This window comes from Pseudomonas sp. ES1, assembly GCF_050586605.1.
GTDB classification, from domain to species: Bacteria; Pseudomonadota; Gammaproteobacteria; order Pseudomonadales; family Pseudomonadaceae; genus Aquipseudomonas; species Aquipseudomonas sichuanensis.
Window position 1 is genome coordinate 138,416 of sequence record NZ_JBOBDM010000003.1, and the last position, 11,732, is coordinate 150,147.

10 protein-coding genes are annotated in these 11,732 nt (G+C 59.8%); 6 read left to right on the top strand and 4 right to left on the bottom strand.

Features of this window, described 5'->3' with window-relative positions; all coding sequences use genetic code 11:
• Positions 1-616 precede the first annotated feature (616 nt).
• Both ACQ4N9_RS02655 and ACQ4N9_RS02660 read right to left on the bottom strand, forming a co-directional pair.
• Positions 617-2,107 carry a DEAD/DEAH box helicase family protein gene (locus ACQ4N9_RS02655; protein WP_390967312.1) on the bottom strand — a complete coding sequence of 497 codons (1,491 nt, stop codon included), beginning with the start codon at positions 2,105-2,107 and terminating at the stop codon, positions 617-619.
• A 523-nt stretch (positions 2,108-2,630) separates the two neighbouring features.
• Positions 2,631-3,932 carry a site-specific integrase gene (locus ACQ4N9_RS02660; RefSeq protein WP_390967313.1) on the bottom strand — a complete coding sequence of 434 codons (1,302 nt, stop codon included), beginning with the start codon at positions 3,930-3,932 and terminating at the stop codon, positions 2,631-2,633.
• Positions 3,933-4,312: 380 nt separating this feature from the next.
• On the opposite strand from ACQ4N9_RS02660, the gene ACQ4N9_RS02665 reads away from it, so the two are divergent.
• Both ACQ4N9_RS02665 and ACQ4N9_RS02670 read left to right on the top strand, forming a co-directional pair.
• Entirely contained in the window at positions 4,313-4,708 is a 396-nt protein-coding gene (locus tag ACQ4N9_RS02665; protein ID WP_110991802.1) for a hypothetical protein, read from the top strand.
• A gap of 29 nt (positions 4,709-4,737) precedes the next feature.
• Positions 4,738-6,687, top strand: coding sequence for a hypothetical protein (locus ACQ4N9_RS02670; protein WP_390967314.1), 1,950 nt, complete (start codon positions 4,738-4,740; stop codon positions 6,685-6,687).
• A 4-nt stretch (positions 6,688-6,691) separates the two neighbouring features.
• Here ACQ4N9_RS02670 and ACQ4N9_RS02675 read toward each other — a convergent pair whose 3' ends face one another.
• Positions 6,692-7,093 (bottom strand): helix-turn-helix domain-containing protein, encoded by a 402-nt coding sequence (locus ACQ4N9_RS02675; RefSeq protein ID WP_390967315.1) that lies wholly within the window; start codon positions 7,091-7,093, stop codon positions 6,692-6,694.
• Positions 7,094-7,178: 85 nt separating this feature from the next.
• Between ACQ4N9_RS02675 and ACQ4N9_RS02680 the strand changes: the two genes are divergently transcribed.
• Complete coding sequence (locus ACQ4N9_RS02680; RefSeq protein ID WP_390967316.1) at positions 7,179-7,673, top strand: DUF2938 domain-containing protein; 495 nt, start codon at positions 7,179-7,181, stop codon at positions 7,671-7,673.
• Here the strand turns inward: ACQ4N9_RS02680 and ACQ4N9_RS02685 are convergent.
• The gene (locus ACQ4N9_RS02685; protein ID WP_390967317.1) at positions 7,670-8,437 is read right to left on the bottom strand and encodes a substrate-binding periplasmic protein; all 768 of its coding nucleotides are present in this window, start codon (positions 8,435-8,437) and stop codon (positions 7,670-7,672) included. The two genes, ACQ4N9_RS02680 and ACQ4N9_RS02685, sit on opposite strands and share 4 nt — an antisense overlap.
• 132 nt (positions 8,438-8,569) lie before the next feature.
• On the opposite strand from ACQ4N9_RS02685, the gene dnaX reads away from it, so the two are divergent.
• The 3 genes from dnaX (at position 8,570) to recR (ending at position 11,721) form a co-directional block, all read left to right on the top strand.
• Complete coding sequence (dnaX, locus tag ACQ4N9_RS02690) at positions 8,570-10,630, top strand: DNA polymerase III subunit gamma/tau (RefSeq protein WP_390967318.1); 2,061 nt, start codon at positions 8,570-8,572, stop codon at positions 10,628-10,630.
• Positions 10,631-10,694: 64 nt separating this feature from the next.
• Positions 10,695-11,030, top strand: coding sequence for a YbaB/EbfC family nucleoid-associated protein (locus tag ACQ4N9_RS02695; RefSeq protein ID WP_110991796.1), 336 nt, complete (start codon positions 10,695-10,697; stop codon positions 11,028-11,030).
• A gap of 88 nt (positions 11,031-11,118) precedes the next feature.
• On the top strand, positions 11,119-11,721 hold the full coding sequence (recR, locus tag ACQ4N9_RS02700) for a recombination mediator RecR (RefSeq protein WP_110991795.1): 603 nt from the start codon (positions 11,119-11,121) through the stop codon (positions 11,719-11,721).
• The last annotated feature ends 11 nt before the right edge of the window (positions 11,722-11,732 follow it).

Sequence of the window (11,732 nt, forward strand, 5' to 3'; positions counted from 1 at the left end):
ATGACTAGATATTTGATTGTGAGGATTTTGGTCGTGGCCGATGCCACAGGTGATCTATGCACCAGAAGATAAAGATCAAGAGCGTGTAGGGCCAGCACAGCCCCTTCTCTCCCTGCTGATAGAATCGTTATCTTGCCTCACGGCATGCTTGTAGCGAGGGCGGGGCGGAAGCCTCTCAAGCTTTTGATTTTAACTGTGCGAATGAATGGTGACGTAACGTCATGTGGCAATAATCCCCACAGTTTCCAGCAAGGTTATAGGCAAGATGAAGAGCGGGGGGCGTACGCCCCTTCTCTTTGCACTTTATAGGTTTTATCAGTGCGTCAGGCACAGGAAGAAATTCTATGGCGTTAAGCGCCACTGTGTGCTTATATTATTTCATGCCTAACGTAATTATAATTCATCTGCTCTGGGCTGTTGCACCAGTTGGTGGTCCGCCACTCCACCTTTTCTAGAGAAAAGTGGTTATCCTGACTTGCGGCCTGCTGTACTATGCGGGGAGGGGCAAGAAGCACCCCGCAACCTTCCGATCTATATTGTATGTTAAAAGTATGTTAAGTGTGTTGGAAAAAATTCCTTAAGTGTTTCTTAAGGAGAAATTTCCGGTTCCGGTGCATCACCCGCTTGCTTCTAGTTCTCTATACGGTTTCAGCCAGTTTCTAACTGTTCTCTCAGTTTTTCCGATGACTGTCGCAATGTGTGTAGAGCTATGCCCTTCACTCCACAGCGTAACCGTTTTTTGCTTAAGACTTTCTCTATTGAGTTTTGCTTCTGATGTGGGTGCTATCCCTACTTCTGAGTAGGTTTCATCAATGGTGCATTTACCGATCCTTGCTGCAAGGAAATTTGCAATGTCGATGTCTTGTACGAATAGGAGGATGGGAGCATTATTTTCTCTCGATCTCAGTGCGGTTCTGCACACTGACTGAAGAGTAGACTCAAAGAAACGTTCATATTTAATTGCACTTGTGATCTCTTTTGGGTTAACTTCGGCTTTTACTGAAAGTAGCTTGGCAAGTGTTGGTATGCTTCTACTCTCTATTGGCGTGATGTTGCCATGCTGGAGGCAAATGGCAATAGTGTAGTCGTCGTAATCGTTTATGCCTCTATTGTCAATAGGTACGATTTTTATGTTGCTAGTTTCTTTGCCGTCTGGAACTGGCAATTCAGGTTGGCACCAAGAGTGAGCGGTGAGAATTGCTTTTCTTTTACCAATGATTCTGAATACATCAATCTTTAGCCAGGCATCGAGTAGGCAGTCATCCTGGTAGACGTTATAACTCTTGCCGCTTTTCATTAGGGCGGCGCTTTTAGAGTATTTCTTGTCTGTTAAGAATGGATGGATTACAACTTCGTTGCCATAGCCACTAAAGTCTAGGTCGGCCTCTACGTGATTTATAGCCCAGCTTTCACCTTTCAATATCGTGCCGAGAAGTGTTTTCTCAATTTCGGCTCCCATGATGACAGTCGTTGCTGCAGCCTCAAATACTGGAGTGTACTGTTTTACTCCGATGGTCCTAATGGTGCGGTTTTGCTTTGAATCTATCTTGTCGATTTCAACAAGATACGTATCGTCTAGAAGTCTATTTAGGACTTTGCATGCCTTGTCAGACAAGGTCGAATCACGAGTTCTGGCTAAATCCTCAATAAGAGTCTTGCAAGATTTTTTTGCCGTAACCCTCAATTGATTGTTTTCTTCGGTGATGTCTACGACCCTGTCAAAGACTTTTTTATAAGATAGATCGGAGAAGCAAAAGGTTTCGCAGTCCCAAGTGGTTGGGATTTCGTCTATATACAGATACCAATCGTTCAATGTTTCTGGTTTGATGAGTCGTAGTGATTCGTGAGTGCAAATAATTATCTTGTCATTCTTGTTGCTTAGGCTCTCCTCTAAACACTGTATTACCGACCCTGTCACATTGCTGCTGTTGATGGAGTTGAAGTTAAGCTCCATGCGTGTTAACCGCTGTTCTACCTCAGATGAAAGGATTTTTGTGGGAAAAGCCAGTACAGCATGCTGCTCACTGTTTTTCTCAAGGTGGTTAAGTAACCAGGTGGTTTTGCCCGCTCCTGGAGGTGCAATAAGGGAATGGATGGTTTTCGTCATTAAGTTGTAAGTGGACTTTTAAGCGGTGGTGGAGGTGGTGAGTATTCTTTTGGCTTTCTGGGGTGCTGTCAATAACTTTGCAATATATTTTTGAAGTTTCGATTGCTACTTGCTTGGTTGCTTGGTTGCTTGGTTGCTTGGTTGCTTGGTTGCTTGGTTGCTTGGTTGCTTGGTTACTTGGTTGCTTGGGTAATGAATCCGTCACTTACTTACCCGCGCGATCACGCAAGCACGTGAACGATTGGTCACGCGCTTGCGTGATCAATGGATCAATGGATCAATGGATCACTTAGACAAGTGCTTACGTACGGGGCCAAGCAGCCACGTGCCTAGGTAAGGGGGGGCTTAGGTGGGTACGCAGATGAGTAAGTACGTAAGCCAGTAAGTACTTGATTGAGTAAACCAGTAGAGGTATAGACAACCATAGACGTAGTGAGGTGCCCAGACACCCAAATGGGTAAATGCTGAGTGGTATATACAACCTAGGACTGCCAATCGAGTGACGGCACCTCTAAGGCTGGGATCATGCTGATAAGTGAATGTGTTGAAGGGCGTCAGCCATTGCTTTCAGTGGGCTCCGGCTGCCGTAGATGCTGAACGTGACCGCCCCGTCCTCGTGCCCTGCGATCCGTTTGATCAGCGAGTCCTGCACCCCAGCCTCTCGCAGGTCATCAATCAGAGTGTGGCGAAAGCTATGAAACGTCTTTCGTGAGTCCACGATTCCCAGCTTCGTCTTGTAGCGGCCAAACCACTTCGACGGTGCATGGCCCAGCTTACCCCGCACTGCTTCCAGTTCAGGGAACAGCCGATCAGCCCCCGTGGCCCTGACAGATTCCACGTGCAGTAGCAGGCCTAGGTCGATGAGGGCAGGGTGCAGGGGTAGTACCCGGCGACTGCTGGCATTCTTCAACTGCTGATCGTCACGCTTGTCATCTATCCGAACGCATGCGATGCCTTGGTGCTCGGTAATGTCGTCCACCCGAAGTTGGCAGAGTTCTTCCAATCGGCAACCTGTGGCTCGTCCGAGCAGGGGCAGCCAGTATCGCCACGGGTGTTTCCGGGCCTCTGCACGCAGCGAATCGAGGTCGAGCAGAACAGCCAAGTCTTGGCGGTCAAATGACAGTCGTGCCTCTTTGGCCGATCCAGTCATCACCGTCATCCCGGTAAGCGGGTTATCGGTCATGTAACCGTTCGCCTTGCACCAGTTCATGAAGGCAGTGAGTTTCCGCAGTCGGTTGTTAACGGTGACGGCAGTGATGGTCTTGTACGTGCCACCCGACTCCACCACCTGCTTCAGGGTCTTCCCCTTGAACTCTGGCCGTAAGCCGAAGTACTGGGGACAGCGGCTGAGTCGCTCCTTCAACAGTCGAGCTTGCTGGACGTCGAAGGAGTCAGCGGGCATATCGCCCATCAACTCGAACAGATCGGACAATGCACGCTCCACCTCTTCGATGCTGCCCTGTCGCCAAGTGCCGCCTCGTTTGCCTTCCTCTATATAGAGCTTCGACAGGGCGGCGAGGGTAGGGCCATCAGCTCTCTGGATTACAGCAGGCCCTGTAGGCTTCCGTGGTGCGCTCTGAACGCTTGGCTGTGGTGCAGAGTCCCGCCACTGCAAGCACAACGCACGTAGCGTCTTGAGGTCTTCTAGGGGGTGCTCGCTGAGGTGGCTGTGCAGCCGTTGAACCATAGATGTGGCCAGGAAGAGAGCGCTCTGCCGGTGCCTGAGGTTCAGGCTCAGGCGCAAGGTGTGACACCTCGGGAAGAGATGCCGGGGCAGCTTCAGATTCAGGTAGTAGACGGCTTTGCGTCTGATGATGTAGGCCATGGGTGTGACACCTAAGTGTTACAGCAAAGTGTGACAGTGCTAGCCACACCCCAAGCTTTGAGCACTTGTGCGAAGTCTCCGCATTGGCAAATGTGTTGGCCCCATAAGTCTGGAACCCCCGCCCCGTAAGGCTCACATTGATTTCCGAGCGTGCTATCATGCAGCCCAGATGGAAGCAGCCATAGCGGAGATATGAAGGCCAGCCTGTGGCTGGTGGGGCCGCCTCCATTTTGGGCGCAGGCATTTTCGCTTCGCGTACCTTTCGTACCCCGCCTGTATCCTCTCTTTACGCTCGCGCAAGCCTTTACCCCTGCACAATCGTGCGTGGCGCCTTATCATGCACCCAGCGTGTCAGTCCGTTCGGCCAGGAGATAGCGACCGTGGAACATGTCGACGACCTCACCCGTCACAAGATCCGGGAATGGCAACTGCGCCGCCTGGAAATCAAGGACCAGATGGCCGCCAGCCCCGAGCGGGTGCTGGAACTGTCGCAGGTGCTCGACCAGATGGAAGAGGAGCACGAGCGCATACTTGCCGAGGCAACGCCGCCAGCGCCTGTTGCCGCGGCCCAGGCCCTGCTCGAACTGCATTTGAACCTATCGGCAGGCAGCGTGCGTGACCTGCGCAAGTTGCTGGAGCTGGCACTGCACGAACTCGATGGCGTGCTCGATGAGCCTCAGCCGGGTGCCCGCCACCCTGGCGGCATGGCGGGTTCACTGGGTGCTTACCAGTTCGAACTGCTGGTTGGCCAGGCGCCGGATGCCAACACGCCCTGAATCAGCCTTTGCCTGGACATTGAGCGCACATGCAGCCTGAACATTTCAATTTCTCCTGCCCTGTCTTCCTGCCCATCACCCTGGAGCGCTGCCAGGGGTTGCTGCAGGCCGAAGGCGCGCCTGTGCTGGACGCGTTGAGCGAGCCTGAGCTGGCGGCCTTGCTGGTGATCCAGAACCTTGCCCAGGCCCAGGGCAAGCTCGATGCGCCGGCGGCGGAGAAGGTGCTGGGCAAGTTGTTGGCCTGGTCCGTCGATGGCCCCCATTCGCCGGACGTAAGCCTGCTGTCGGAAGCGCATCGGCTGTTCGATGCGCGCAAGCTGTATTTCGGCCTCGAGGTGATCAAGGCGTCGAAGTTGCGCCTGCTCACCGATGAAGAAGTGCAGGGGGGCGATTACCTGCTGGCCGACGGCAAGTGGGATTTCGACTTCAGGCTCCGCCGGCAGCAAGCCGACAACCCCTTCAGCCAGCAGGTGGTGACCGGTTTCGACAACGAGCGTTGGCTGACCGTCGAGCAGGACAAGCTGCTCAAGGTCATCCGTGCCAACCTCGACGAAGACATCCATGTCCAGGGCTACGCCGGCATCGGCAAGAGCTACCTGCTTGGCGCGCTGATGGATTGCCTGCCACGCGGCCGGGTGCTGGCCCTGGCACGCACACCGGCCAAGCTTGGCACCCTGCGCCAGCGTATGGGGCTGGATCCGCAGGCCAAGGTCGGCATGACCTTCGGCCAGTTCGCCAAGGCCCTGCTCAAGGATGCGCAGCCGGCCAACGCCAGGGCCGCGGGGCGAGGTCCTGGCAAGCTCAAGCTGGCCCAGGAGCTCGGCATCGTCGGGCTGCGCCAGTACGACGCCGAGCATGCCCTGGATATCTGCCTCGAAGTGCTGCACAGCTATTGCGAGTCGCGTGACTACAGCCTGTCGAATCGCCATTTGCCATTCTTCCGGCAGGCGCTGTCGGGCGTCGATGCCCAGGTTCTGCTCGAGTACGCCAGCCGGCTGTGGCGCTACCTGGAGTCGCACCCGGCCTGGGGCGCGCAGACCGGCTTCGAAGCGCTGCTGCTGATCAAACGCGCCAGCCTGGGCGGCTGCAGTGTGCCCACTCGCTTCAGCCACGTGATCATCGACGAGAGCCAGGACGTGCCGGGCTCGCTGCTGCAGGTGATCGAGCGCGGGCGGCAGGTGCTGATCACCCTGGGTGACGAATACCAGAAGGCCTCCGGTGCCGTGGTGCGCCGTGAGCGCCAGGTGCGGCAGAAGGATATCGCCTTCGCCGTTCGCTCCGGGCCAAAGGTCGAGCGCCTGATCAACCCATTGATCGATGTGCATTCACAGAAGTCGAAAGTGGCCTTCGAGGCTGCGCGCAACGTGGATGTCGGTATCGAGCTGTTCCCCCAGGGCTTCATTCCACCCGAAGGCTGTGTGGTGCTGACCGCCTCGCGCTGGGACAGCATGCGCTGGGCCATGGAACTGGCCGAGACCGGTTGCTTGCTGAAATTCCCCGACTGGCCCGATATGCGACGCTTCATGGCCACTGCGGTCGGCCTGTTCCGGGCGGCATTGCATGGCCCGATGCAGGACGCCGAAGGGCCGCATCCGCACTTTTCGCACATGCTCGACTGGCAGCAGGTGCGCGATGCCGAGTGCTTCGATGAGTCGTTCCTGTGGGTCGAGGCGCGGTTGCAGGAAGGCTACAAGCTCGCCGACCTGACCACCCTGGCGGCGCGGGTCGTCGAGCAGCGTGCCAGCCTCTTGCTGATGATGGCCGAGGAGGCCGGCGGCCTTGAGTTCGACCATGTACTGCTCACCCCCGAACTGATGACCACCAACCGCTTCAAGGATGCCTACGCTTTCGACGCGCGTATCTGCGCCGTGTACATCGCTTTGTCGCGGGCGCGGCGCCAGCTGTATCTGCCTTATGACGTGCAAGAGTGGATCGCTTACCACAAGGGCCAGCCGTTCCGCGAACTGCACGGTTACTGAAGGCTCACTTGCGCGGCGCTCGGCCGGGCCTGCCCTGGCTGGCGGACACCTTCATCAAGCGCTGGAAGGTCGGGCACTGCAGGTGATGCTCCTCGGGGCACACCGCCGCATGCCGCAACCCCTTGCTCATCGCCTGCAGGCGCTTGATCCGCTGGTCGATCTCGTCGGCCTTGGCCAGCAGCAATTGCCGGTCGACCTGCTGCTCGGCCAGCATCGCCGCCACCTCATCCAGCGAAAACCCGGCCGCCTGGCCCAGGGCGATCAACGCCAGGCGCTCGGGCGTGTCGGCCGGGAACTGACGGCGCTGACCCCGGCCGGACAGTGCCGTGAGCAGGCCCTTGTTGGCGTAGTAGCGCAAGGTCGAAGCCGGTACGCCACTGCGCCTGGCTACATCGGCAATATCCATCTGGGGCCCCTTGACTTGAAGTTGACTTCAACTTGCATGCTGCTTGGCAAAGACCATTTCCGTCAATCTGCCTAGGGCCTTCGCCATGACCGTCTCCTCTTTGATTCACTCCATCCTGCTCATCGGCATCGGCGCCACGCTGGTGATGGACCTGTGGACGCTGCTGCTCAGGCGCCTGGGTGTCACGACCCTGAACTACGCCATGGTCGGCCGCTGGGCGGGGCATCTGCTGGAGGGGCGCTGGCGGCACGCAGCGATCGGCAAGGCCGCACCGGTTCGCGGTGAGCTGGCGTGGGGTTGGGTGCTGCACTATGCCACCGGGCAGCTGTTTGCCGGCCTGCTGATCGCGCTGGCCGGGGAGGCGTGGCTGGGTCAGCCTGCGCTGCTCCCAGCCTTGTCGTTCGGGGTCGTCTCGGTGCTGGTGCCGCTGTGCGTGATACAGCCGGCACTGGGCGCAGGGTACTTTGCCGCCAATACGCCAGCGCCGCTGAAGAGTTGCTTGCGCAGCCTGGCGACGCATTGTGTGTTTGGCAGTGGTCTGTATCTGGCCGCGCTCGGTGCGCTGTGGCTCGTAGGCTAGAGGTCTTTGCTGTCGGCGACAGGTGGTGCGGGCAGCGCTTGGGTGTAACGCTCGATGATTCGCTCGACCTCCCCGGATTGTTTGAGCCGCACAAATGCCCTGAGCACCGCCTGAGTCGGTAGCGCCGGATCGTTGCGCACCATGCAGCTAAGTGCCTGTTCTTCCAGCACCGCCAGCCCATGCAGTTGCTTAGCCGCCGGCAGCCCACGGTTGAACCATTGCAGCGACAGCTGATTGCTCACGGCATGCTGATAGCGCCCGGCCTGCAGCTTTTGCAGGGCCAGCTCCTGATTGCGGCTGTCTTCGCGCTGCAACTGGCCGCGGGCAAACAGCGGGGCGAGGCTGGGGTAGCTGTAGCCCAGCACGGTGCCCAGCGCCTGTGGGGGGAGGGTGTCGGCGGTGGTGGCGCTGTCGCCGGGCCGGCCGACCAGCAGGTCGCGCTGCTCGATGAGCGGGATGCTCCACAGGTAGTCGCCGTTGCGGCTGGTCAACCATTGCGGGGAAACGTAACAGCGCACGTCGATGTCGCCGCTCTCCATGGCCTCCTGCAGCCGCAGCCGGGCCATCACATGGTACTGCGCCCGCACCCCCGCTTCGCGGGCCGCAGCCTGCATCAGCTCGAACAGAATGCCCTCCACCGGCTGCCCCTGCTCGATGCGCATCAGCGGCATGCTCCAGCTCTCGGCCACGGAAAAGCGCAAAACTGGCGGCTCGGCCAGGCTGTACGCACTGCATAACCACAGGAGGACCAAGGCTCGCCGCACGTCTCATCCTCCCTGATCAGCCCGGAGCTATGCCTGCTGCTGAGCTTAGACGAGATCCGCAGGGTGCAATTTCCCCCTCGCTCCGCTAGCATTAGCGCTCTTTCCGCCCGCTCCGGTCACGATGGTTTTTTGATGAGTTATCAGGTTCTTGCACGTAAATGGCGTCCGCGCTCGTTCCGCGAAATGGTCGGCCAGACCCATGTGCTCAAGGCTTTGATCAACGCCCTGGACAATCAGCGCCTGCACCATGCGTACCTGTTCACCGGCACCCGCGGGGTGGGCAAGACCACCATCGCGCGGATCATCGCCAAGTGCCTGAACTGCGAAACCGGCATCACCTCCACGCCCTGCGGGACCTGCTCGGTGTGCCGGGAGATCGACGAAGGCCGCTTCGTCGACCTGATCGAGATCGACGCCGCCAGCCGCACCAAGGTCGAGGATACCCGCGAGCTGCTCGACAACGTGCAGTACGCCCCCAGCCGCGGTCGCTTCAAGGTCTACCTGATCGACGAAGTGCACATGCTCTCGACCCACTCCTTCAACGCCTTGCTGAAGACGCTGGAAGAGCCGCCGCCCTACGTCAAGTTCATCCTCGCCACCACCGACCCGCAGAAGCTGCCGGCAACCATCCTGTCGCGCTGCCTGCAGTTCTCGCTGAAGAACATGAGCCCGGAGCGGGTGGTCGAGCACCTCAGCCATGTGCTGGGCGCCGAGAACGTGCCCTTCGAAGACGACGCCCTGTGGTTGCTGGGCCGCGCCGCCGACGGCTCGATGCGCGACGCCATGAGCCTGACCGACCAGGCCATCGCCTTTGGCGAAGGCAAGGTGCTGGCGGCTGATGTGCGGGCCATGCTCGGCACGCTTGATCACGGCCAGGTGTACGGTGTGCTGCAGGCACTGCTCGACGGCGATGCCCGGGCATTGCTGGAAGCGGTGCGCCACCTTGCCGAACAGGGGCCGGACTGGAACGGCGTGCTCTCGGAAATGCTCAACGTGCTGCACCGTGTGGCCATCGCCCAGGCGCTGCCCGAGGCGGTCGACAACGGCCAGGGCGACCGTGATCGGGTGCTGGCGCTGGCCCAGGCACTGCCCGCCGAGGACGTACAGTTCTACTACCAGATGGGCCTGATCGGCCGTCGCGACCTGCCGCTGGCACCCGACCCTCGTGGCGGCTTCGAAATGGTCCTGCTGCGCATGCTGGCGTTCCGCCCGGCCGACAGCGACGATGCACCGAAACCGGTACTAAAGCCGGTGGGGATCAGCCAGGCCACAGCTGATCCGGCCCCACCGGTGGCAGCTGCGGCAGTTGCCGTCGCAGCGCCCGTTGAACCTGTTGTCGCGCCGGTCGCCGTTCAGGCCCCGGTAGAGGCGCCTGTCGTCGCCGAGGCCGTGGTTGAAGCGCCTGTCGCGCAGCCCGAGCCAGCCCCGGCGCCCGAGCCTGAACCCGAGCCTGAGCCGGTCGAGGCAGTGATCGACCTGCCTTGGGAAGAGCCCGCCGCACCGCCTGTGCCGGTCGTGGCCGCGCCGCAGCCCGAGCCTGTGGTGGTCGAGGCGCCCGTTGCCGAGACCGCCAGCAGCCAGCCGGACTACGACGAGCCACCCTTCGACCCGTCCGCGTACAACCCGGCGGGCATGGATCGCGACGATGAGCCCCCAGCGGACGAAGACTACTATGTCGCGGACAGCGACCCGGCAGGCTTCAGTTACCTCGACGAACTGGCCGAGCATGTGCAGGAAGACCAGCCCGCCAAGGCGCCCGAACCTCTGCCGGCCGCTCAGCCCGCCACGGGCCTGGCCCTGCAATGGCTGGAATTATTCCCACAGTTGCCTGTCTCGGGTATGACAGGCAACATCGCCGCGAACTGTACCTTGATCGCCGCCGATGGCGACGACTGGCTGCTGCACCTGGACCCGGGCCAGGGGGCGTTGTTCAACAGCACGCAACAGCGGCGCCTCAACGATGCGCTCAACCAGCAGCTGGGGCGCGACATCCGGCTCAAGATCGAACTGATTCGCCCGGAACAGGAAACCCCGGCCCAGGCCGCGTCCCGCAAGCGCGCCGAACGCCAGCATGACGCGGTGCTGTCGATCGAGCAGGATCCATTGATCCAGCAGATGATCCAGCAGTTCGGCGCGACGGTGCGCCAGGATACTATTGAGCCTGTGGATGCCCTGGCCAGCCAGGGCCAATAACGGATAACCATGCGGCCGGCCCTGTGCGCGGCCGCATTACATGAACCAATCGAGGTATACCCCCATGATGAAAGGTGGCATGGCCGGCCTGATGAAGCAGGCCCAGCAGATGCAGGAAAAGATGCAGAAGATGCAGGAAGAGCTGGCTAACGCCGAAGTCACCGGCCAGTCCGGTGGTGGCCTGGTCAGCGTGGTGATGACCGGTCGCCACGACGTCAAGCGCGTCAGCATCGATGACAGCCTGATGTCGGCAGACGCCGACGACAAGGAAGTGCTCGAAGATCTGATCGCCGCCGCGCTCAACGATGCCGTGCGCAAGATCGAGCAGAGCAGCCAGGAGAAGATGGGCGGCATGACTGCCGGCATGCAGCTGCCGCCTGGCTTCAAGATGCCGTTCTGATCGGCGTCGCGTTACCCCGGGGGAGCAACGGCCAGGCGGTCGTTGCTCCCTTGTTCATTCTGTTTCCTGAACTGGCAGGCCCGCATACATGAGCTTCAGCCCCCTGATCCGCCAACTGATCGACGCCCTGCGCATTCTGCCCGGTGTCGGCCAGAAAACCGCCCAGCGCATGGCCCTGCAACTGCTCGAACGCGACCGCAGTGGCGGTACGCGCCTGGCCCAGGCCCTGAGCCAGGCCATGGACGGCGTTGGCCATTGCCGCCAGTGCCGGACCCTGACCGAGCAGGAGCTGTGCCCGCAGTGCGCCGACCCGCGCCGTGATGACAGCCAGCTGTGCGTGGTCGAAGGGCCGATGGATATGTTTGCAGTGGAGCAGGCCGGCTATCGTGGCCGTTACTTCGTGCTCAAGGGGCACCTGTCGCCGCTCGATGGCCTGGGGCCGGATGCGATCGGTATTCCGCAGCTCATGGCGCGTATCGAAGAGCAGGGCACCTTCAGTGAGGTGATCCTGGCAACCAACCCCACGGTGGAGGGGGAGGCGACGGCCCACTACATCGCCCAGCTGCTGGCCGAGAAGGGCTTGAGCGCCACGCGTATCGCCCATGGTGTACCGCTGGGTGGCGAACTGGAGCTGGTGGATGGCGGGACCTTGGCCCATGCGTTTGCCGGGCGCAGGCCGATTTCGCTGTAAGCCTTTGCAAA